General features: G+C 71.1%; 20 protein-coding genes. 9 read left to right on the top strand and 11 right to left on the bottom strand.

Annotation, left to right across the window (positions count from 1 at the left end; genetic code table 11):
* Nucleotides 1-524: 524 nt before the first annotated feature.
* The 5 genes from ACWDN5_RS39105 to ACWDN5_RS39085 all read left to right on the top strand — a co-directional run bounded on the left by ACWDN5_RS39105 (nucleotide 525) and on the right by ACWDN5_RS39085 (nucleotide 3,988).
* Nucleotides 525-1,253, top strand: a complete 729-nt coding sequence (locus ACWDN5_RS39105) for an OmpA family protein (RefSeq protein ID WP_449679826.1) — start codon at nucleotides 525-527, stop codon at nucleotides 1,251-1,253.
* A gap of 11 nt (nucleotides 1,254-1,264) precedes the next feature.
* Nucleotides 1,265-1,660 (top strand): hypothetical protein, encoded by a 396-nt coding sequence (locus ACWDN5_RS39100; RefSeq protein ID WP_310968809.1) that lies wholly within the window; start codon nucleotides 1,265-1,267, stop codon nucleotides 1,658-1,660.
* A gap of 57 nt (nucleotides 1,661-1,717) precedes the next feature.
* Complete coding sequence (locus ACWDN5_RS39095; RefSeq protein ID WP_310968811.1) at nucleotides 1,718-2,194, top strand: DUF6932 family protein; 477 nt, start codon at nucleotides 1,718-1,720, stop codon at nucleotides 2,192-2,194.
* The gene (locus ACWDN5_RS39090; protein ID WP_086852001.1) at nucleotides 2,191-3,072 is read left to right on the top strand and encodes a hypothetical protein; all 882 of its coding nucleotides are present in this window, start codon (nucleotides 2,191-2,193) and stop codon (nucleotides 3,070-3,072) included. The genes ACWDN5_RS39095 and ACWDN5_RS39090 overlap by 4 nt, the downstream gene beginning before the upstream one ends.
* A 250-nt stretch (nucleotides 3,073-3,322) precedes the next feature.
* The gene (locus tag ACWDN5_RS39085) at nucleotides 3,323-3,988 is read left to right on the top strand and encodes a DUF4190 domain-containing protein (RefSeq protein WP_310968813.1); all 666 of its coding nucleotides are present in this window, start codon (nucleotides 3,323-3,325) and stop codon (nucleotides 3,986-3,988) included.
* A 284-nt stretch (nucleotides 3,989-4,272) separates the two neighbouring features.
* On the opposite strand, the gene ACWDN5_RS39080 is transcribed toward ACWDN5_RS39085, so the two are convergent.
* The 7 genes from ACWDN5_RS39080 to ACWDN5_RS39050 all read right to left on the bottom strand — a co-directional run bounded on the left by ACWDN5_RS39080 (nucleotide 4,273) and on the right by ACWDN5_RS39050 (nucleotide 15,167).
* Nucleotides 4,273-7,020: an AfsR/SARP family transcriptional regulator gene (locus tag ACWDN5_RS39080; RefSeq protein WP_310968814.1), complete on the bottom strand. Its 2,748-nt coding sequence runs from the start codon at nucleotides 7,018-7,020 to the stop codon at nucleotides 4,273-4,275.
* Between the two features lie 680 nt (nucleotides 7,021-7,700).
* Entirely contained in the window at nucleotides 7,701-8,603 is a 903-nt protein-coding gene (gene thpD, locus ACWDN5_RS39075; protein WP_310968816.1) for an ectoine hydroxylase, read from the bottom strand.
* Between the two features lie 30 nt (nucleotides 8,604-8,633).
* Complete coding sequence (locus tag ACWDN5_RS39070) at nucleotides 8,634-9,020, bottom strand: ectoine synthase (RefSeq protein ID WP_310968817.1); 387 nt, start codon at nucleotides 9,018-9,020, stop codon at nucleotides 8,634-8,636.
* 12 nt (nucleotides 9,021-9,032) lie between these two features.
* Nucleotides 9,033-10,286, bottom strand: coding sequence for a diaminobutyrate--2-oxoglutarate transaminase (gene ectB, locus ACWDN5_RS39065; protein ID WP_310968819.1), 1,254 nt, complete (start codon nucleotides 10,284-10,286; stop codon nucleotides 9,033-9,035).
* A gap of 15 nt (nucleotides 10,287-10,301) precedes the next feature.
* Nucleotides 10,302-10,856 (bottom strand): diaminobutyrate acetyltransferase, encoded by a 555-nt coding sequence (gene ectA, locus ACWDN5_RS39060; RefSeq protein ID WP_396136887.1) that lies wholly within the window; start codon nucleotides 10,854-10,856, stop codon nucleotides 10,302-10,304.
* A gap of 179 nt (nucleotides 10,857-11,035) precedes the next feature.
* Entirely contained in the window at nucleotides 11,036-14,083 is a 3,048-nt protein-coding gene (locus ACWDN5_RS39055) for a patatin-like protein (protein WP_449679825.1), read from the bottom strand.
* A gap of 97 nt (nucleotides 14,084-14,180) precedes the next feature.
* Nucleotides 14,181-15,167, bottom strand: a complete 987-nt coding sequence (locus ACWDN5_RS39050) for a zinc-dependent alcohol dehydrogenase family protein (protein ID WP_449679824.1) — start codon at nucleotides 15,165-15,167, stop codon at nucleotides 14,181-14,183.
* Between the two features lie 113 nt (nucleotides 15,168-15,280).
* On the opposite strand from ACWDN5_RS39050, the gene ACWDN5_RS39045 reads away from it, so the two are divergent.
* Complete coding sequence (locus ACWDN5_RS39045; protein WP_449679823.1) at nucleotides 15,281-15,640, top strand: winged helix-turn-helix transcriptional regulator; 360 nt, start codon at nucleotides 15,281-15,283, stop codon at nucleotides 15,638-15,640.
* Here the strand turns inward: ACWDN5_RS39045 and ACWDN5_RS39040 are convergent.
* Both ACWDN5_RS39040 and ACWDN5_RS39035 read right to left on the bottom strand, forming a co-directional pair.
* Nucleotides 15,637-16,872 carry a DUF445 domain-containing protein gene (locus tag ACWDN5_RS39040; protein ID WP_449679822.1) on the bottom strand — a complete coding sequence of 412 codons (1,236 nt, stop codon included), beginning with the start codon at nucleotides 16,870-16,872 and terminating at the stop codon, nucleotides 15,637-15,639. The genes ACWDN5_RS39045 and ACWDN5_RS39040 overlap by 4 nt on opposite strands.
* A 4-nt stretch (nucleotides 16,873-16,876) precedes the next feature.
* Nucleotides 16,877-17,662 carry an Abi-alpha family protein gene (locus ACWDN5_RS39035; protein ID WP_310968825.1) on the bottom strand — a complete coding sequence of 262 codons (786 nt, stop codon included), beginning with the start codon at nucleotides 17,660-17,662 and terminating at the stop codon, nucleotides 16,877-16,879.
* Nucleotides 17,663-17,797: 135 nt separating this feature from the next.
* On the opposite strand from ACWDN5_RS39035, the gene ACWDN5_RS39030 reads away from it, so the two are divergent.
* Nucleotides 17,798-18,619 (top strand): maleylpyruvate isomerase family mycothiol-dependent enzyme, encoded by an 822-nt coding sequence (locus tag ACWDN5_RS39030; protein ID WP_449679821.1) that lies wholly within the window; start codon nucleotides 17,798-17,800, stop codon nucleotides 18,617-18,619.
* Here ACWDN5_RS39030 and ACWDN5_RS39025 read toward each other — a convergent pair.
* Both ACWDN5_RS39025 and ACWDN5_RS39020 read right to left on the bottom strand, forming a co-directional pair.
* Nucleotides 18,616-19,041, bottom strand: coding sequence for a LapA family protein (locus ACWDN5_RS39025; RefSeq protein WP_310968827.1), 426 nt, complete (start codon nucleotides 19,039-19,041; stop codon nucleotides 18,616-18,618). The two genes, ACWDN5_RS39030 and ACWDN5_RS39025, sit on opposite strands and share 4 nt — an antisense overlap.
* A gap of 46 nt (nucleotides 19,042-19,087) precedes the next feature.
* The gene (locus ACWDN5_RS39020; RefSeq protein ID WP_310968828.1) at nucleotides 19,088-20,227 is read right to left on the bottom strand and encodes a dipeptidase; all 1,140 of its coding nucleotides are present in this window, start codon (nucleotides 20,225-20,227) and stop codon (nucleotides 19,088-19,090) included.
* A gap of 100 nt (nucleotides 20,228-20,327) precedes the next feature.
* On the opposite strand from ACWDN5_RS39020, the gene ACWDN5_RS39015 reads away from it, so the two are divergent.
* Both ACWDN5_RS39015 and ACWDN5_RS39010 read left to right on the top strand, forming a co-directional pair.
* A complete protein-coding gene (locus tag ACWDN5_RS39015; protein WP_449679820.1) occupies nucleotides 20,328-20,774 on the top strand; it encodes a MarR family winged helix-turn-helix transcriptional regulator in 447 nt (148 codons plus the stop codon).
* A 48-nt stretch (nucleotides 20,775-20,822) separates the two neighbouring features.
* Nucleotides 20,823-21,203: a VOC family protein gene (locus tag ACWDN5_RS39010; RefSeq protein WP_449679819.1), complete on the top strand. Its 381-nt coding sequence runs from the start codon at nucleotides 20,823-20,825 to the stop codon at nucleotides 21,201-21,203.
* The last annotated feature ends 191 nt before the right edge of the window (nucleotides 21,204-21,394 follow it).

Here is a 21,394-nt window from a genome sequence, read left to right as displayed (position 1 = left end):
GGCAGCTCGCCCGCCGCCAGGCGATCCTCAACCCGAAGGCCGCCTTGACCCGGTACCACCGGCCGTAGTGACAATCGAGCTTCGGGGTGGTGGGCACCGAGCCTGTCGCCCCCAGCCACGGTCCCGGCGAAGACCAGCCAGCAGACCCGCTCCCACCACAAAGCACCGACCGCCTCCGCCGGAGCCCAACCCGGCATCGGCTGGGGCTGGGCTGGGGCTGGCAGAGCCCCGCTGACCCGGGCGCCCTCGAACGTCCCGAATGACTCATTCGAGACCTCCGACGTCCCGAATGAGTCATTCGCGACACCGCAGCCCGCCCGAAACCGCCCCAAAACACCCCCGGACCTGGCCCACCCTCCCAGGGGGAACCACCCGTCTCCAGCCTACCGCCGCCCTCCGACAGAAAGTGCCCAACCGAACACAAAGCCTCGAGTTGTCCACATGTCGACTTGCCTGGGGACAACTTGTGGATGACCACCCGGATTCAGGTCGCCAAGCCGCCGCACCCGGCTTACAGTCCCTTTATGCGTCGGCGCTGGATCCTCGTGGTCCCGGTTGCGGTGCTGGTCACAGCGCTGCTCGCGGGGGTCGCCACCTGGACTCGGTCCGGCGGCATCGAACGCGACCTCACCGCCCGCTCCCAAGCCGCCCTCTTCCAAGCCGGTCTGCCGACCGGGGATGTCCGGTTCGACGGCCGGGATGCCACGCTCAGCGGGTTCCCGCCGGGGCAAGCGCTGCGGGCCCTCGAGATCGTGCAGAGCGTCGACGGCGTCCGGGCCGCCAAGGTCAACGGCGACGTCACCCCCGTGGCCCCCAGCACCACCACCGCAACCACGCCGGCGACCACCACGACGACGAGCCCGCCACCGACCACCAGCACCACCGCTCCGCCGCCCACCGACAAGGCCGGCGTCCAGGCCGAGATCGATCGGATGCTCACCGAAGCCCCGATCGCCTTCCAGCCCGACACCGCGAAACTCACCCCGGAGGGCGAGCAGGCCGCGCGAAGCATCGCCATCGCCCTCGCCAAGGCGCCCGCCGGGTTCCGGTACCGCGTCACCGGGCACGTCGCCCGCGGCCCCGGCGGGGAAAGCGCCGCCCTCAAGCTCTCGCGGGACCGCGCCCGGGCCGTCGCGCGGATCCTCACCACCAACGGCCTGACCACCAACCGCGTGACCTACCGGGGGCTGGGCGACACCCGGCCGGCCACCGGCGGCGAAGAAGACCGGCGTGTCGAGATCACGGTCGTTTGAGGGGTGAGCTGATGTTCTGGCTGTTCGGGCAGATCTGGCTGTGGCTGATCGTCGCCTTCGCCCTGGGCGCGCTGACCTCGTGGCTCGTCCTGCGCACCACCACCCACAGCCCCCAGCCCGCACGCGAAGAAGTACCCGAAGCAGAACCGGCGTACGAACCCCCGCCCCCGCTCTCGACCGAGCAGACCCAGTTCATCCCCGCCGCCTGGGCGCAGCACCCGCCCGATCGCCGGGCCGGTGCGCCCGACGACGACGAACAGGATCCCGTCGGCCACCGCGAGGGCCACCTTCCCCTGCCCCCTCAGCGCGGCGCGCAGGCCGAGGACTGGCCGACCGAAGAAGAGCCCGCCTGGCCGGAGTCCGAAGAGGCCCCGCAGTGGCCGCAGCAGCCTGGGCGCGGTGGCTGACACCCATCCTGGTAAGTTCGGCTACGCACTGTGAGCGAGGGCTGAGGAGGGGGTGGCGTGGCGCTCCCCCATTGGACGGCGCAGCAGGTCCTGCCGCCGGGCCGGCACGCGGGTGACCTCGCCGACGTCTACGAACGCCTGGTGTTCGACGCCCCGCACCAGAACGAGCGTGAGATCCTGTTCAGCGCGCTCAACAGCTACCTCGGCGTCGCCCGGCGGATCATCCCGTCCGGCCGCGCCTGGATCGGCGGCGAGCTGATCACCCGGACCGCGCACCCGCCGCGCGGCCTCGACGTCGTCCTCATCCCGGACGAGTGGGGCGCGCTCAAGCGGCTCGACGACGCCGGCCGGTCCGCGCTCTACGGCCTGCTCACGCTCCGCGGCGTGATCGTCGGGCAGCCGGCGATGTACCTCGACCAGGTGCAGCCGGTCGGCGGCATGCTGGACGGCTTCCTGTGCCGCCCCGGCGACGAAGACGTGTGGGCCGAGGTCTGGGCCGAAGGCGGCAGGGGTTATCCGGAGATGATCTGGTGAGGAACGAGTTCCGGCGCATCGCCGACGAGATCCCCGGCGGCACGTGGCTCGACGACCTGGCCCGCGCCTCGGCGATGGCGGCCAACGCCAAGTTCGAGCGGACGTCCCGCTCCCCGCTGCTGCACGTCTCGGTGATCGGCGAGCAGACCATCGACGCCTACACCTTCTCCGACATCAGCCGCGCCCTGCAGGACGCGACGGCGAAGATCGGGCACATCATCCGCAACCCGTCCGGCGAGGTCACCCAGGTCCAGCAGACCGACCGGGACAAGGCGCCGCTGATCCAGCGCGGCCAGGCGGGCAACGCGATCTTCTTCGGCTTCCCGGAGCCGCTGGCCGACGACGCCCTGATCGTCGACGGCATCGAGACGCTGTCCGAGCGCGCGGTCAAGGAGCTCTGCGACTTCCTGCCGGCGAACGGCTCGGACGACGGCGCGCTCGACGCCGTGCTGCTCCAGCGGGACACCGTCCGCAACGCGGTGAGCGACATCGTCAACGCCGTCGCGAAGAACGCCGGCATCGGGATGGCGCTGACCCCGACCGCGGGCGAGCAGGTCACCCGCAGCATGACCACCGAGCAGGCGCGGATCCTGCAGGGCAGCCTCCGCGAGTCGCGCGAGGAGGTCGGCTACGAGACGGTCCGCGGCCGGCTCGACGGGGTCCGCACGCGACGCCGGATCTTCTACCTCGACCGCGAGTCGGGCGGCACGATCCAGGGCGCGGTGGCGCCGGACCTGCTCGACCAGATCAAGGAGAACCTCGACCGGCCGGTGACCGCCCGGTTGCGCGTCGTGCGCACGACGACGATCGACGGACGCCGCGGCCGGCCCGTTTTCGAACTCCTCGAAATCACCCCGGAAGTAAGCCTTTTCGACTGAAATGTCCGTTGTGCAACCTTCGTCTTGAACGCTGGTAACGACGGTCGTCGTGGGCCGAACGGCCACGAAAACCGTGGGAGCTCCGATATTCTTGCCATTGATCATCGGGCCACGTCATGCCCGCGATGTCAGGAAATATCGATACCTGACCCCAAATGGTGGGACAATGACTTTTTCCAGAATGTAACAATTTCGTTCTGGGCCACACTTATGGGTTAACGTCGTCGCACTCCCACCCGAAGGGGTTCGCATGATGACCGACCCGCAGTACCCGCAGGCTGCCGCGCGCCACGGACGGCCCGCGCCGCCGGTGACGGCCACGGAGCGTCGTCAAGCCAATGCGAAGCCCGCACGGAACATCCTGGCGATCGTCGGCCTGCTGCTCGGCGTGGCCGCCCTGGCCGTCACGTTCGTCCCGGATCTCGAGTTCGTCGCGTGGCCGCTGGGCGGGATCGGGCTGGTCCTGGCCGTGGCCGGGCTGGTCCAGGCCAAGAAGGGCACCGTGGGTGACCGCGGGGTGGCGATCGGTGCCACCGTCGTCACGGCCGCCGCGCTGCTCACCGCGGCCGGGATGCTGCTGTACTCGACCTTCTTCAGCGGCGGCGAGAGCGGGCTGCACCTGCCCGCGGTGGCCACCGACAAGCACGCCGTGACGTTCCAGGTCACCTCCGCCGGCGGCGCGACCGTGCGCTACGGCAGCCTCAACGACCAGCGCACCGAAAACGCGCCGGCCAGCACCGACGCGTGGCAGGGGCAAGCGTCCTACAACAATGGCTCGTACCTGCTGACGCTCACCGCGGACACCCGCAATGCGACGGTCAGCAACGAAATCAAGTGCGCCATTCTCGTCGACGGCAAGAAGGTCGCGGAAAACAGCGGGGCGACGATCGCGCTCTGCACGGCGAACGTCGGCTGACCGGGCGCGGCAACCCGCCTGGCGACCGGCCGGCCTACCCCCAAGTCGGCCGGCCGGGCCGCCACGAGCCGCTCCTGGCGGCTCCGGGTCCCACGCGGAGTTTCCCGCGCGGGGCCTGGCACCGGCGTCTCCGCCTGCCCCTCCCCTAGGGCTCTGCCGGCACCGCCGAACCTACGCGGACACCGCCCGCGCCCACTAAGAATCCACTAAGGATTGAGCGTGCGGGCGGGGTCGTGACCCATTCGCAACGAAATTCCGGCAGAGCGAAACTGTCGGAATGCGGTTCACTGCAGATCGGCGAGTTCGGTGCGGACCTCACCGACGAGCTTCGGGTGCACGCGCTCGTAAATGCGCACCGACAACGCCAGTTGTTCCCGCGCGCCGTCGATGTCGCCGCGGGCCCGCAGCACCCGGCCCAGCGTCAGCCGCAGCGCCCCTTCGCGCGCGACGAACTCGCGGCTGATCGCCAGGTCGATCGCCTCCCAGGCGTACCGCTCGGCGGCCTCGTGGTCCCCGGCCCGCAGGTTCAGCTCGGCCAGCTTGTCGAGGGAGACGACGACCTGGTCGTCGTCCCCCAGTTCGCGGTCGATCCACAGGCCGGCGCGCTGGTGGGCGATCGCATCGGCCAGCCGGCCCGCCCGCTTCTCGGCCTGCGCGCAGCTGCTGAGCGCCGGCCCGCGCAGGGTGACGTCCGGCGCGTTCGCGACGGCCGTGGCCAGCCGCTCGATCGCCTTGTCGTGTTCGCCGAGGCGGCTCAGGGCGCGCCCGAGGTGCAGGTCCACCGACGTCCGCAGCCGCCGGTCGGCCGAGTCGGCGGCCAGCTGCGCCGCCCGCTCGGCGTCGGCGAGCCCGAACCCCGGCAGTTCGAAGGTCAGCGCGATCTCGCACCGCGCGAGCCGTAGCCAGCACTGCCCCTCGACGTCGCCCGCGGCTTCGGCGGCGGCGACCCCGAGGTCGGCCGTCCGGGTCCACTCGTCCAGCAGCGGGCAGGTGACCCAGTAGGTGTGCGTCAGGCGGGCGAGGCGCCAGACGTCGTCGTGGCGGCCCGCGGCAGCCGCGGCGTCGAGGACGGCCAGGACGTTCGGCCACTCTGCGGCGAACCAGTCGTGGGCCTCGGCGGAGCCGGGCAGCGGCGGCATCGCGTCGTCGGCGAGCACCCCGGAGAAGTCGAGCGGGTCGGCGACCCGGCCGAGCCGGCGCCGCGCCCGGTCGGCCACCGCCTGGTAGTAGCGGACCGTCCAGCCGAGCGCCTCGTCGCGCTCCTTGTCACCGAGTTCCTTCTCCGCGAGTTCGCGCAGGTAGAGCCAGACGAGGTCGTGCGGCACGAAGACGTCGCGCTCGGTCTCGGTGATGAGGTTGTGCGCGGCCAGCGCGCGCAGCCGGCGCCGGGCCTCGGCCACCGGGATCTGCGCGACCGCGGCCATCACGTGCGGCCCGACGAGCACGCCGGGGATCGCGCCCAGCTGCAGGAACGTCTCGGCGACTTCGCCGGGCAGCCCGCGGAAGGAGACGTCGAACGCCGCGCGGACGCTGTCGTCGGCGCCGTCGACCTGCAGCCCAGCGAGCCTGGTGCGTTCGTTGCCGAGCTCGTCGACGAGTTCCTCCGCGGTCCGCTGAGCGCTCGCCGAGAGCCGCGCGCCCGCGATCCGCAGGGCCAGCGGGAGGTAGCCGCAGAGCCGCGCGAGCGCGTGGTTGAGGCTCGCCGGGCCGGCCAGCTCCTCGATGAGCGCCACGGCGTCGTCGGGCGCGAGCGTGCCGAGCACGCGCTGCCTGGCCGCGTTCGACACCGCGAGCCCGTCCAGGCGCGAGCGGCTGGTCACCACCGTCATCGTCCGCGCGCTCGGCGGCAGCAGCGGCCGCACCTGCTCGGCCGTGCGGGCGTCGTCGAGCAGCACCAGCATCCGCCGTCCGGCGATCAGCGACCGGTAGAGCGCGACGCGTTCGTGCAGCAGCTCCGGGATCTTCGCGGTTTCGACGCCGAGGCCGAGCAGGAACTGGGTGAGCAGCTCGGCCGGTTCCAGCGGCGGGTGGTGCGGGTCGAAGCCGCGCAGCGACGCGAACAGGACGCCGTCCGGGAACCGCGGCGCGACCCGGTGCGCCCACCACACGACGAGCGTGCTCTTCCCGACCCCGGCGGTGCCGCTGACCACGGCGATCGTCGTCTGCCCGGCCTCGGCCCGGGTGACCAGGCCGTCGAGCCAAGCCAGCTCCTCGGTGCGCCCGGCCAGGCTGGGCACCGCCGCGGGCAGCTGCGAAATCGCTTTCGCCGGCTCCGCACCGGCGGCCGGGGCGACGACGTCCCGCGCCGGGAGGTCGTCGTTGAGGACGCGCTCGTGCAGCCACCGCAGTTCGGCACCGGGCTCGACGCCGAGGGTGCGCAGCGTCGCGCGGGAGACGGTCCGGTACAGCTCGAGCGCGTCCCCGCGGCGGCCCGCGTGGTACAGCGCCCGCATCAGCTGGCCCGCCGTCCGCTCGGCCAGGGGATCGGCCCGGACGATCGGGCTGAGCTCGACGATCAGCTCCGCGTGCCGGCCGAGTTCGAGGTCGGCGTCGACGCGGGCGCCGTGCACGGCGAGGCGGAGGTCCTCCAGCTCGGGCGCCTCGAGGGAGTCGGGCACCCCGCCCAGCGCCGGGCCCTGCCACAGCGCGAGGGCCTCGGCCAGCAGCGCGGCGGCGACCTCCGGCGTGGCCACCGACGCGCGGTCCAGCAGCGTGCGCGCCCGGTGGACGTCGATCCGGTCGGGTTCGATGTCGAGCCGGTAGCCCGGCGGGGTGGTGAGGATGCGCGGGCCGTCGAGGTCGCGCAGGATCCGCCGCAGGTGCGAAACGTTGCCGTGGACGATGGTGCGGGCGGTCGCCGGCGGGTCGTGGCCCCACAGGGCGTCGATGATCTCGTCGAGCCCGACGACCTTGCCGGGCCGCAACGCCAGCAGCGCGAGCAGGCCGCGGACGCCGGGGCCGCCGATCGGGACGGGGTCGTCGCCGTGGAAGAGCTGAACGGGCCCGAGCAGCTGGAGCCGGGTCTGGGCCATGCTCGCGCCCACCTCCCCGGGTCCACGGTGTCCCCGGCGTCGCCCCCGCCGGAAAAGTCAACCTACCGTGATGACCGGCCGGCGAATACCGCCCCACCGGGCCGGGACCAGGAGGTTTCGTCACGCTGCGGATTCCGCGGCCCGGGCCGGGCCCGTCTGCGATTGGCGCGGACATGACGGAGCCCCGCACCACCGGTCCCGATCCGGTGGTGCGGGGCTGCCGTTGAAACTTCCGGCCGGGCCGCCAGGGGGCCGGTCCGCCCGTCCGCCACCGAGGGCGACCGGGCAGGTGAGCTCACCCCGAGCGAAGCACCCGCCGCCGGCCGTCGACGAAGACGTGTTGCACGGGCCACACACCCGCGCGGTGGCGACACGGTAACAGGGCGCACCGAGTCAGTCACGGGCGGGTCAGGGTCGGGCGCTTCGCGAAGCTTCCGGCCTGCGGGACGGCCCCGCGCGCCTCCCCAGACCGCGCGCAGCAGTGTCGCGAATGACTCATTCGGGACGTGGGAGGTCGCGAATGAGTCATTCGCGGCATCGGGCGGACGAGCCTCAGCCTTCGCCGGTCCACGCCTGCCGTGGGGAGCTCGGCGGGCCGGCGCCGCGACCTGCCCACGGCAAAGGGCCCGGCGCGGCGCAATCCGCCGGCCGGGCCCCCGTCAGAGCCGGAGCCAGGAGCCTCAGCGCGTGATCGGCGTCGAGTCGCGGCCGGCGATGAACGCGGGCCGCGGGGTGCTCGCCGCGAACGGCTCCTGCAGCGCGTTCTCCACGCTGTTGAACACCAGGAAGATGTTCGAGCGCGGGTACGGCGTGATGTTGTTGCCCGAGCCGTGCATGATGTTCGAGTCGAACCACAGGGCCGAGCCCGCCTGGCCGGTGAACTGGTCGATGCCGTGCTCGGCCGCCATCTTGGTGATGTCGTCCTCGCTCGGCACGCCGACCCGCTGGTCCTTGAGCGAGCTCTTGTAGTTCGCCTCCGGCGTCTCGCCGGCGCACTGGACGAACGTCCGGTGCGAGCCCGGCATGATCATCAGCCCGCCGTTGAACGGGTAGTTGTCGGTCAGCGCGATGGAGCAGCTGACCGCGCGCGGCGACGGCATGCCGTCCTCCGCGTGCCAGGTTTCGAAGTCCGAGTGCCAGTAGAACCCGGTGCCCTTGAAGCCGGGCATGTAGTTGACGCGGCTCTGGTGGACGTACACCTCGGAGCCCAGCAGCTGCCGCGCCCGGTCCAGCACGCGCGGGTCGCGCACCAGCTCGGCGATCAGGCCCGAAATCTCGTGGACGTCGAAGATCGACCGGACCTCACCGGTCTTCGCCTCGGTGATCACGCGCTCGTCACGGGCCAGCTCCCGGTCGGAGGACAGCCGCACCAGCTCCTGCCAGTACGTCTGGACCTCTCCGACGGAGAGCATGTCCTCGACCACGGTGTAACCCTTGGTCTCGTGGTTCGCCAGCGTGGCGGCGTCGATCGGGCCGTCGGCTTCGGTACCCCACACCGTGGGGTGCACGCGCGGCAGGTGCGCCGGCGTACCGGTGATCCGGGTCGGGTAACCGTCGTCGACCCGGGTGTCCGTCAGCGTCACGGGCTTCGCCTCCTGTTTCCTCTCCGGTACTTACTCGGTGATCAGCGGGTACACGCCGTTCTCGTCGTGCACCTCGCGGCCCGTCACCGGCGGGTTGAACACGCACACGCACTTGATCTCGGTCTTCGGCCGGACCTGGTGCTTGTCGTGGTCGTTGAGCAGGTAGAGCGTGCCGGGCTTGAGCTCGTACACCTTGCCGGTGGCCAGATCCTCGATCTCGCCCTCGCCGGAGGTGATGAACACCGCTTCGATGTGGTTGGCGTACCAGAAGTCGTTGACCGTCCCCGCGTACAGCGTGGTCTCGTGCACCGAGAAGCCGACGCCCTCCTTGGCGAGGATGATCCGCTTGCTGCGCCAGTTCTCGGTCTTGATGTCGGCGTCGGTGTCGGTGATCTCGTCGAGTGTGCGGACGAGCACGGGCGAACTCCCTTACTTGGTCAGGACGGCCTTGACGGACTCGTCGATGATCGACAGGCCCTGCGTCAGCTCGTCGTCGGTCAGCGTCAACGGCGGAAGCAGCTTCATGACTTCGCCGTCGGGGCCGGAGGTTTCCATCAGCAGGCCGCGGGCGAACGCTTCCGCGCAGACCCGGCCGGCCAGGTCGCCGCTGGCGAACTCGATGCCGCGCGCGAGGCCGCGGCCCTTGGCGAGCAGGTTCGCTTCCGGGTAGGCCTCGACGATGCCGGAGAACGCGGCCGCGATGCGCTCGCCCTTGGCCTTGGTCGACTTCTCGAGCGCGTCGTCGCTCCAGTAGACGTCGATCGCTTCCTTGGCGGTGACGAACGCCGGGCTGATCCCGCGGAAGGTGCCGTTGTGCTCGCCCGGCTCCCAGACGTCGAGTTCCGGCTTGATGAGCGTCAGCGCCATCGGGATGCCGTAGCCGCTGATGGACTTCGACAGGCAGACGATGTCCGGCGTGATCCCGGCGTCCTCGAAGGAGAAGAACGGGCCGGTGCGGCCGCAGCCCATCTGGACGTCGTCGAGGATCAGCAGGATGTTGTGGCGCTTGCAGAGGTCGTCGAGGCCCCGGAGCCATTCCAGGCGCGCGGCGTTGATGCCGCCCTCGCCCTGGACGCCTTCGACGATCACCGCGGCCGGCTCGTTGAGCCCGCTGCCGGAGTCCTGCAGGAGCTTCTCGAAGTAGAGGAAGTCCGGCATCGCGCCGTCGAAGTACTTGTCGTACGGCATCGGGGTGGCGTGCACCAGCGGGACGCCGGCGCCGCCGCGCTTCATCGAGTTGCCGGTGACCGACAGCGCGCCCAGGGTCATGCCGTGGAAGGCGTTCGTGAAGTTGATGACCGCTTCCTTGCCGGTCACCTTGCGCGCCAGCTTCAGCGCGGCCTCGACGGCGTTCGCGCCGCCCGGGCCGGGGAACACGACCTTGTAGCCGAACCCGCGCGGGTCGAGGACCTTGTCGCGGAAGGTCTGCAGGAAGTCGCGCTTGGCCACGGTGAACATGTCCAGGGCGTGGGTGACGCCGTCGCGCTGGATGTAGTCGATCAGGGCCTGCTTCAGCTGCGGGTTGTTGTGCCCGTAGTTCAGCGCGCCGGCTCCCGCGAAGAAGTCCAGATAGGGCTTCCCGCTTTCGTCGTACAAGTGGCTGCCCTGCGCGCGGTCGAACACGACCGGCCAGCCACGGCTGTAGCTGCGTACTTCGGATTCGAGCTCTTCGAAGATGCTCATGTGTTTCTTTCGCTCCTAATCGCCCGGATTCGTCGGTATGGTCAGCGGCCCGATGCGGTAAAGCTCTTCCGGCAGGTGCCCCGCTTCGGGGAAATCCTCGCCGTCGAACAGCACACTGGTTTCCGTTGCGGCGTCCCACCGCTTCGCGAACGACGCGAACAGCCGGATGGACGCCTCGTTGTCCGGGGTGATGGTGGTCTCGAGGTAACGCACCCCCTCGCCGACCAGGCGCGTGTACAGCGCGTCGAGCAGGGCCCCGGCCAGGCCCTTCCCCCGCTGCGAACTGTCCACCGCGACCTGCCAGACGAGCGCCGAGTCCGGCGCGTCCGGCCTGCGGTAGGCGATGACGAAACCGACCGCCCTGCCGTCCTCACGCGCGACCACCGAAGACCCGGCGAAATCGCGGCACCACAGCATGTATGCGTACGGCGAGTTGAGATCGAGCTTGGCGGAATCACGCGCGATTCGCCACAGCTCCGCGCCGTCCGCCTTGGTCGGGCTTTCGATCAAGTGCGTTACGGACATACTCAGGAAACGTAACAGAGAATTTTCCGCCTGCCAGCGACGCAGCTCACGACCCCCGTGATGACCTGCGGGGACGCGATGTACCCGGTGAGCAGTCACACAAACATGTTTGAACCGGCCGGCTCATGGGCACACGCGCGCTCGGGGCGCGGACGCACAGCCCGTGACCTATCCGCACGATGAACCCAAATCGGAATGATCGCAAGGCGACGGGCCGGAAACGCTCAGCGCGAACTCGGCTCCGGAGCGCGTTCCACCGTCTTCGGGGACGGCCGCCGGGCCACTTCGAGCACGACGGCCTTCGCTTCCCGGTTGCGGGCACGGCGATGGCCGAGGCGGCGCAGGAGAGCGCTCACCGGCGTCACGACCGCGGGCAGGATCAGCAGCCCGGAGACGAGCAGCCACCACACCGCGCCCTCGCCGCGGCGCCAGCCGGCCACGACGTCACCGAGCCAGCCGAAGAACGGCCGCGCGAGCGGCGGCAGGAACGCGGCCAGCAGCAGAGCCGCCACGACCAGCGCCCCCAGCGCGGTGAACAGCCAGCGCACTTTGTGGCCCGTCGTGAGCAGCGCCGTCGCCAGGTAGACGGCCGCGCCCGCGAGGACCGGGAGGCCGACCCACTGCAGGACAGCGCCGCCGTTGTTGCCGATCACCAGCCCGGCCAGCAGCGCCAGCACGCCGGCCACCAGCGAGCCGGCCGTACCGAGCCGGGACGCGCCTTGCGAGACCCTCGCCGTGCTCCTGGCGACCGTCCGCAGCATGCCCGCGACGGTCTGCGGCCAGCCGCCGGGCAGCCGGAACGCGACCGTCCCGGCGTTGACCGTGGCGGCGCCGAGCGCGACGAGCGTCCGGGTCAGCCGGGCGGTGCCCTGCTCCCCGGCGAGCTTCTCCGCCGAGACGCGGCAGGCCTGGAACTGGGCCTGCGCGGCGCCGACATCGCTCCGGGGCAGGTCGCCGGCCAGCGCCTTCTCGATGCCCCGGCGGTCGTCGGCGTCGTAGCGCGACGCGAGGGTGACGACCGGGAGCTCCTCCGCGGCGATTTCGGCCTGCCGCGTCCGGGCCAGCACCATGGCCGTCACCGGCATGCTGATCGGCCGGTCGGCGTCCGGTGCGGCCACCGGCTCGAGATCGGCGTCGAGGCCGAGGAACGCCAGCTCGGCCGCCAGCTGGTCGCGAAGCTGCCCGGTTTCGGCCGGCGTGCACCGGTCGAGCTCGTCCGGCTTGCGCCAGAGGGGCTTCAGCGCGGCGACGAACTCCTCGCGGAACCGCTCGGGCCCGACGATGTCCCGCAGCGTTTCGAGGCGGACCGGGTCGAGCAGGCACTGGACCAGCCAGCCGGCGCCGTCGATGCGGCCCCACATCCAGTCGTTGGCCCGCCAGGACGCCTTGTAGAACGCGCCGAAGTAGCTCGCCTGCATCCCGGTCAGCTTGTCCCACGACCGGCGCCGCGTCATGTCCAGCAGCGTCCGCGAATCGGCGCTGACCTGCACGAGGTCGACCCGCTGGTCGACCGACGGTGCCTGGGCGAGCAGCCCGCGCGTGGCGACGTGGAGGGTGAGCAGCCGCGCCTGGACGACCTCGTCGGTGCCCGCGGCGTCCGGGCCGAGCGCCAGCCAGTTCAGCAGGGTCGTGACGGTGCCGGACTTCTCGGGGTCGGCGTCGGCCAGCGCCCGCAACGTCGGAGCCGCCGCCCGCAGGCCCGCGACGACCTTCGGCCACGCTTCGGCGACGGCGGCCGAGCGGCCCAGCCCGGCCCACTCCTCGGCGAGCTCGCGGATCCACACCTCGAGGGTGCTGCTCGCGCCGGGCGCGGCGTGCGCGGCCACCCACTGCGCCAGCCGCACGCCACGGCCGGCGGTCCGGCGCGCCGCGTGCAGCTGGGCGCGCGCGTCGTTGAGCGTGGCCGCGCGGGCGGCGTTCGGCCGGAGCCGGAACCCGGCGTTGACCAGCTGGAGGCCGGTGGCGACGGCGTCGTCGAGCGCGGTCGTCCGGTAGCCGACCAGTTCCGGCACCTGCAGTCCGGCGGCGGGCGGCCCGGTGGGGACGCCGCTGCTCAGCCCGGTCACGGCGATCGCGCGCAGCTGCCGCGACATCCCGGACGCCCAGTCGCGGTCGGAGGTGCCGGCTTCGGACAATGCGTACCGCCGGGCGGCGACCCGCACCAGCTCGGCCGCGTCCTCGGCGGTCCGGCGCTCGAGGTAGGCGGCCGCGATCCGCGCGTCGACCAGGCACTCGGGCCCGCCGCGCAGGCCGAGCGCGGCGAGCGAGACGCGGGTGTCCCGCGCGCGGAGCACGGCGTCGTTGTGCCGGGTGAGGTCGTCCAGCTCGGCGCTGATCGACTGGCTCATCACGGTGTTGACGACCTTGGCCATGGCGTTGGACAGCAGCGGCGGGTGCGCCGGATCGCACTCGACGGCGTCGGTCACGCCTTCACCGGTCGGCACGACGTAGAGCAGCAGCCGCCGCACGTCGGCGTGCGACGGGCGCTCGAAGATCTCGCGCAGCGCGGGCCGCAGGGGCTTGTTGAGCAGCACTCCGCCGTCGGTCAGCCAGTGCGAGCGGGTCAGTTCGGTGTAGGGCGTCATGTCGGGGTGCAGCCGGTCGGTGCCGCCGGTGCCGATCGGCATCCGCGACAGCTCGAACGCGCCGGGGAAGGACGCGGTGGAGCGGGCCGCCAGCGCGAGCGGCCCCTCCACCCCGATCGTCCACAGTGGACCGCAGAACCGGAAGAGCATCCGGTGTTCGGTGTCCCGCACCAGGTTCCCGAGCGCGTCGTCGAACCGGGTGGTCTCGCCGTCGATCATGGTGCCGGTGAGCAGCACGGTGATGTCGGGCTCGTCGACCGGCGGCGCGCCTTCGGAGGTGATCTGCCGCAGCGCCCGTTCGACGTCCCCGAGCAGCACGCGGTCCCCGTCGAGCACCGACCGCGGCTGCGCTTCCTTGGCGTCCCGGATCAGGTTTTCCAGCGAACCGGTGGTGATCCAGGTGTCCCGCAGCACCTGCGGCGTCGACCCGAAGGCCTCGGCCAGGCCGAGACAGGCGGCGTTGATCCCGCCGGCACTGGTCCCGGTGAGGACGTCGATCGACACGCTCGCGCGGAGGAGGTCGAGCAGTTTCCGGTAGAGACCACCGCCATCCGCGCTCCGCGACTCCCGCAGCAGCTGCGACGTCTCGGTGGCGACCCCGCCCATCCAGATGGCCAGGCTGGCCCCGCCGACCATGGTCAGCGCGAGCCGGATTTCCTGCCGCCACGGTTCCGCGGTCCCGTCCATGGGAGTTCTCCCGTCTTCCCGACGCAGAGTAGAGGCGAAGAGTGACGCCGGGGATACGTCCGGGGGTACGGCCGTTCGGGTGGAGTTGTTCACCCGCTCAGCGGCCCACGGTGACCACCACCTTGCCGAACTGGCCGTTCGCCTCGAGGTACCGGTGCGCTTCGGCGATGCCGCCGAGGTCGAAGGTGCGGTCCACGCGCGGCCGGAACGTGCCGGCCCGGACCCCGGCGCGGACGAAGTGCGCCGCGCGGGCCAGGCGATCAGGGTCCAGCGTGAGGTCGAACGCGTTGAACAGCCGCATGGTCGGCACGAACCACAGTGGAAACGGGGTTTCCTTCGTGTCGAGCGCACCGTAGACGACGAGCGCCCCGCCCTTCGCGGTGGCCGCGGCCAGCTTGCGGACGCCTTCGCCGGCGACCGCGTCGAAGACGAACTCGGCTCCCCTCCCTCCGGTGATCTCCCTCGTGCGCTCGGCGATGTCCTCGTCGTCGGTGACGATCACGTGGGCGGCACCGGCCCTTTCGAGGCGGGCTTTCTTGGCCGCGGTGCGCGTGGCGGCGATCGGGATGGCGCCGATGTGGTTGGCGACGTCGATCGCGGCGAGCCCGACACTGCTCGACGCGGCGGTGATCAGCACGAAGTCGCCGGGACGCACGTGCCCTTCGTCGACGAGCGCGCCATAGGCGGTGAGGAACGGCCCCCACAACGCGACGGTCTCGACCGCGTCGAGCCTGTCCGGGCGGCGGAGAACGGCGGACGCCGGGACGATCGCCGCCTCGCCGTAGACGCCGTAGTCCCGCATCGAAAAGCCCGCGACCGTACTGACCGCATCGCCGGCCTCGAAGCCGGTGACGCCCTCGCCGAGGGCTTCGACGATCCCCGCCGCCGAGTAGCCGAGCTGGGCCGGGAACACGCCGGGGCGTTCGAAGTAGGTCCCGGCGCGGAACATCGCCTCGGCCCGGTTGAGCCCGATCGCCTCCACCCGCAGCCGCACTTCACCGGGGCCCGGTCCCCCGAGGTCGACGTCCACGAGCTCCAGCACTTCCGGTCCGCCTTCGGTCGCGAACCGCACTGTCTTGGTCATCCCGGATCCTTTCCGTGGTGGGCGGAATCGATCGTGGACCGTCGGCGTTCCCGCAGGAAGACGGCACTTTTCTGGTACGACGGCACACGTCTGTTACGAACGAGGTCACGACGATGGACAACGGCGAAATCCCTTCCGCGGAGATGTGCTCCCTGCGCGAAGTCCTCGACCTGGTGGGCGACAAGTGGGCGATCCGCGTCCTGGTCCAGCTGGGCCAGGGCCCCCGCCGGTTCAGCGAACTGGAGAAGGCGCTCACGGGCGTGTCGCGGCGGATGCTGTCGCTGACCCTGCGCGGGCTGGAGCGCAACGGCCTGGTGACGCGGAAGGTGTACCCGGAGGTCCCACCGCGTGTCGAGTACACGATGACCGCGCACGCGGCGGAGCTGGACGAGCCGCTTCACGCACTGTCGGCGTGGGCGGCGAAGCACCGGGAGAAGGTCGCCGAAGCGCGGCGGGCCTACGACTTCGCCTAAGCCGCCAGGTGCTCCAGGATCAGCACCTGCGCCTCACCGACCGCGAAGCCCAGCACCGCGCCCGTCGCGATCAGGATCCACTCGTCCTGCTCGAAAGCCGGCCGGAGCAGTCTCTCGAACTCCTTCGGCGACAGCTGCTTCATCTTCGACACCAGCACGTTGCGGATGTCCATCGCGTCCGTCGCGTAGTCCTCGATGTAGCGCATCGTCTCCGGCAGGCGGGACATGATCTGGGACGAGATCGCCAGCTTCATGTCCTGGTACTTGCGGCTGCCGACCGCGAACACGAGCAGCGGCTTCGCGACGCTGCCGAGCTCGCGGTCGAGCTGGCGCTGGATCAACGCCAGCACCCGGTCCGACAGCGGGCCGTGCAAGATCGCCTCGATGACGTTGTGCGGGGTGATGATCTCTTTCGCGATCAACGACCCGTACGCCTCGGCGACTTCCGCGCGCCGCTTGAGGAACAGGCCTTGCCACTGCACGCCGAAGTACCGGCGGGGCTCGATCGGGTAGAAGATCATCCGTAGTGCCAGCCAGTCGGTGAACCAGCCAGTGAACAGGCCGAACACCGGCATGATCGGCGGGAACTTGAACAGCACCCAGGCCACCATCTGGACGACGCCGATCGCGCCGCCGAACACCAGGCCCGAGCGCGCGATGAACTTGAACTCCTGCGCGCCCGCCTCCTGGAAGATCCGGTTCAGGAGGCGCTTGTCCTTGACCAGGCTGGTGACCACCATGCCCTTGAGGTCGAACACACTGTCCACATCGGACTTGATCAGGTCGAGCACGGCCGCGATCATCCGCGGCGACTCGTGCTGGACGCGCTCGATCACCAGCCGCTGCACGCGGACCGGGAGAGACTCCCACAGCCCCGGCTGGTAGTGGCCCACCACCTCGCGGACGATGTCCTCGACCCCCGCCAGCAGCGGTTTCTCGATTTCCTGGGCGATGCGGGACGCGTCCAGCCGCGCGACCACCTCGGCCGGCTTGATCAGCTGCTCGGTCATCGTGTCGCAGGCGATGCTCGCCATCCGCGCCGCGCGCTTCGGGACGATGCCCTGCCAGCCCAGGAACGGCTTGACGCCGATGAACTCCACCGGCTGGAACATCATCCGGATCGCGACCAGCTTGGTGCCGTAGCCGATCAGCGCCGCGACGATCGGGATCGAGACGTAGAGGGGCCAGTGCTGGGCGAAGTCGGCGGCGATGCCGGCGAAGAAGGCCCCCATCCCGCTAACCCAAGCTCGGGTCGCAGGCCTGCCAGAACTGCGCGCCGAGGCGCGAGACGTGGATCGTCCGGCGGACGAACTTCGCGCGCCGGACGTGCTTCTCGGCCTCGCGCACCGTCTCGTCGGTCAGCAGGATCTCGTATTGCGTCTCCAGCGACGGCACCTCTTCGTCCAGGTCGACCAGGCCGAGCCCGATCAGCCGGGTGACGTAGCCGGGCACCTGGTCGGGCAGCGACACCCCGGCCGCTTTGCCGACCGTCGAGGCGTTGCGCAGCACGACCCGGCCGTTGCCGCCGAGGCCGGTCCGCTCGACGACGTCGACGGCGGGGAACGGCGAGCCGTCGGACAGCGCGGACAGGATCCGCGCCTCGTCCGGCGTCAGCTGGCGCAGGATGATCGCGTAGAAGTACTCGCGGGCGCGCTCGCGGCCGAAGCCGATGGAGTGGTTCAGCAGCTCGGCCATCGCCGCGCGCAGCGGCTCGGCGTGGTTGTCCCGCACCGGCACCAGCGTGACGGCGGCTTCGCGGGGAACCGTCGCGCGGTTCATCGCCGACGCCGCGGTGAGCGCCGCGTGGTACGGGTCGTCGACCTCGTCGAGCCGGCGGCGCAGCTCGGTCAGCAGCTGGCGCTCCACCTGCCGGACGCCGCGTTCGGCGGTCTCGACCCCGGGCAGCTTGCGGCCGAGCGCGAAGCCGGTGCGCGCGGCCCAGCCCGCCAGCTGACCGGCGCGGCGAGCCAGGTCGGCCACGTCGTCGGCGGCACCCCGGCCGTTCGGTCGCTCTGCGTTCACCGGCGGACTCCCCTCTGCTTACGCGAGTGATGCTACCTGCGGGTAGGCCGAATGACCCCATCCCTCGGGGGTCCGGGTGGCGGAGCCCCCGGCCTGGGGCGAAGCCCCGGAACAACACGGTGTTTGGATGACCACATGAGTCCGACGCGCTGGGGCCCGCCGATCGACGTCCTCCCGTACTTCTCCAAAGAAGAACAAGCGCTGATGACGCTGCTCGGCGCCCTCACCGACGAAGACTGGACGCGGTCGACGATGTGCACGGGCTGGACGGTCAAGGACGTCGCCGCCCACCTGCTGGGCGACAAGGTCGGCCGGCTGTCCCGCGGCCGGGACGGCCACCAGGCGGACACCCCCCGTCCGGGGGAGCCGTTCGCCCGGTTCATCGACCGGATCAACGAGGAGTGGGTCGTCGCGTGCCGCCGGCTGTCGACGGACGTCCTGCTCACCATGCTGTACGAGTTCATGGGCCAGACGACCGAGTACTGGGCCCAGCTGGACCTCGACGTCCTCGGCATCCCGGTGAGCTGGGCCGGTGACGAGCCCGCGCCGCGCTGGCTGGACGCGGCCCGCGACTATTCGGAGTTCTGGGTCCACCACGTGCAGATCCGCGAGGCCCTGGAGCACACGCCGCTGGAGGCGGAGTACGCCGAGCCGATCGCGGACACGTTCATGAGGGCGCTGCCGCACACCCTGCGGGACGTCGACGCTCGAGTCGGCAAGCAGGTCGGCTACACGGTGACCGGCCAGGGCAAGTGGCACGCGCGCCGCGAGCGCGACGGCTGGGCCGTGGACCGCGGCGCCCCGCCGTCCCGCACCCCGCTGGCCACCGTGACGACGGACCTGGACACGTTCTGGCGGCTCTGCACCCGCAACCCGGCGGACCTCGGCCGCGTCCGGACGTCCGGGGACGAAAACGTTTGCGCCACCCTGCTCGGGATGACGTCGATCATCGTCTAACGGCGGCGCGCCTGCTTCCGCAGCTGCAGGATCCGGGCGCCGCCGATCAGCGCGACCAGCGCCGCCCCGCCGATGGCCGAGAACAGCATGGCGATGGCCAGCGGCAGGCTGCCCTCGCCGCCGAAGAAGTGCACGGTCACCGAGTCCAGGTTCTGCAGGATGAAGATCAGCAGCAGGACCAGCACGAGCAGGCCGGCGATGACCGCGACCCAGGTGCCGCTGATCCGGGTGCGCTTGATCTTCGCGGGTGCGGGCCGGGACGGCGCCGGCCGCACCGGCGTCACCTCCTCCGCGCCCGGGCGGACGTCGCCGGCCCGCAGCTCGGCGGGTTCCAGTGCGCCTTCCGGCACGTCGGTGCCCGGCAGGTCGTGGTGGGTGGGACCGGTGGGGCGGTCGGCCGCGCCCCCGCGCGCGTGCGTCATGTGCCCAGTGTCCGTCCGGCGTGCGGGGAGCGCTGCCTCAAACCCCCTAACGGGCGAAACCGTCGACCTCCCGCAGGACGCGGAGCGTGTTCCGGCCGGCCAGTTTCGCGCAGTCGTCCTCACTCCACCCGCGCTCGAGCAGGGCCGCGAACAACACCGGGTACTTGGACGTGTCCTCCAGCCCCTCCGGCAGCGAGCCGACGCCGTCGTAGTCGCCGCCGAGGCCGATGTGGTCGATGCCGGCGACCTCGCGGGCGTGCTCGACGTGCGCTACGACGTCCTCCACGGTCGCCAGCGGCTTCGTCGGCCCGTCCCATTCCCGGATGAACTTCCCGCGCAAGGCCAGGTTCCGGTACTCCAGCCCGGCCTCGGCCATCGCGGCCTCGAGCCGTTCGTTCCAGGCGGCGACCTTCGGCGAGACGAACGCGGGCACGAAGGTGATCATCGCGACGCCGCCGTTGCCGGGCAGCATGGCCAGGACGTCGTCGGGGATGTTGCGGGGGTGGTCGTTCACCGCGATGCAGGAGGAGTGGCTGAAGATCACCGGCACCGAGCTGACCTCGATCGCCGCCCGCATCGTCGACGGCGCGACGTGCGACAGGTCGACCATCATCCCGATCTTGTTCATCTCGCGCACGACGTCGCGGCCGAACTCGGTGAGCCCGCCGTGGGCCGGCTCGTCGGTGCCCGAATCGGCCCAGGTGGTGTTGAAGTTGTGCGTCAGCGTCATGTAGCGGACGCCGAGGCGGCGCAGGCTCCGCAGCACGCCGATCGACTCGGCGATGCTGTGCCCGCCTTCGGCCCCGAGCAGCGACGCGATCCGGCCGTCGGCGAACGCGGCCTCGGCCTCGTCCGCGGTGGTGACCAGCCGGAGCCGGTCGGGGTAGCGCTCGACCAGCTGGTGGACGACTTCCACCTGTTCCAGGACGGCGGTCACGGCACTGTGGCCCTCGAACTCGCAGGGCACGTACACCGACCAGAACTGCATGCCGAGCTTGCCGTCGGCGAGCTTCGGGAAGTCGGTGTGCAGAGCGGGCTGCCGCACGGTCAGGTCGAGGGACGCGGCCGCCTCGACCGGGTTCGGGCCACCGTGCTGCCGCAGCTCCCACGGCAGGTCGTTGTGCCCGTCGGCGAGGATGACGGCGTCCAGCAGTTTGGTAGCACGCTGTAGTGCCTCGTTAGTCATCGGCCGATCGTAGGGACGTCCGGTATACGGTTCGTACAAACGGGCTGACATCTTCCCAGGAAGAAATAATCCGGCGAAGTTTTGCGGTAAACTGCGGTGCGTGGAAGCCGACGACGACGAGATCGTCACCTGGTGGGGCCTGGTCATCGAGGGTTACCTGGCCACCCAGGACACGCTGATGGGCGAGATCGCCGAGCGCTTCGGGCTCGCGCCCGCGTCGTTCGACATCCTGCTGCGGCTGGTGCGCTCGCCCGAGCACCGGATGCCGATGACCCGCTTGGCCACCGAGGCGGCGCTGTCCAGCGGCGGCTTCACGAAGGTGGCGGATCGCCTGGTCGCGGCCGACCTGATCTGCCGCATCCCGAGCCCCGACGACCGCCGCGTCACGTTCGCGGCGCTGACCGACCACGGCCTGGACGTGGCGAACCGGGCCCGCGCGGCGGCGGCCGACATCCTGCGCCGGATCGTGCTGACCCCGCTCGGCGACGACGCCCCGGCACTGGCCGAAGCGATGCGGACACTGCGCGCGTTCAATTCCGACCGTTGAAAAAGTCGAGGTCACACCCGGTGCGGCTGACGGCGCACCATGAGATCCATGCTGACCGAATCGACCATCACGACGATGCTTCCGGTGACCGACAGTGAACGCGCCGGCCACTTCTACGCGGACGCCCTCGGCCTGAAGCAGACGGGGAAGGGCGAAGACGGAACCCTCTACTTCGCGGCCGCCGGCGGCGCCATCGGCCTCCGCCCGATGCCGGAGGGCTCGCAGAGCGAGAACACGGCCCTGAGCTTCGAGGTCGGCAACCTGCCGGCGGAGGTCAAGACGTTGGAGGACCGCGGCGTGCGGTTCCAGGACTTCGAGATGGAGGGCCTTAAGACGGTGGACCACATCGCCCAGCTGGGCAACGAGCGGGCGGCCTGGTTCACCGACTCCGAAGGCAACGTGCTGTGCCTGCACGAGGTCATGGGCTGACCCCCTGGGGACGCGGGGGTGCCGGCCCGGTTTATCGGCACCCCCGCGTGCGACCTCCTACGCCAGCGAAGGCATCAACCCGAACGGAACGTGGACGCCCGAACCCGGCACCCCACCCAGCCCTCCCCCGCCACCCCGATCCGAAGCCAGCACGCGGACGGTGGTGCCGGGTCAAGGCACGCTTTCCCGCC

Source organism: Amycolatopsis sp. NPDC003731 (genome assembly GCF_053586895.1).
Note: the sequence above shows the minus strand (reverse complement) of the source record. Positions and strands in the feature narration are given on the sequence as shown.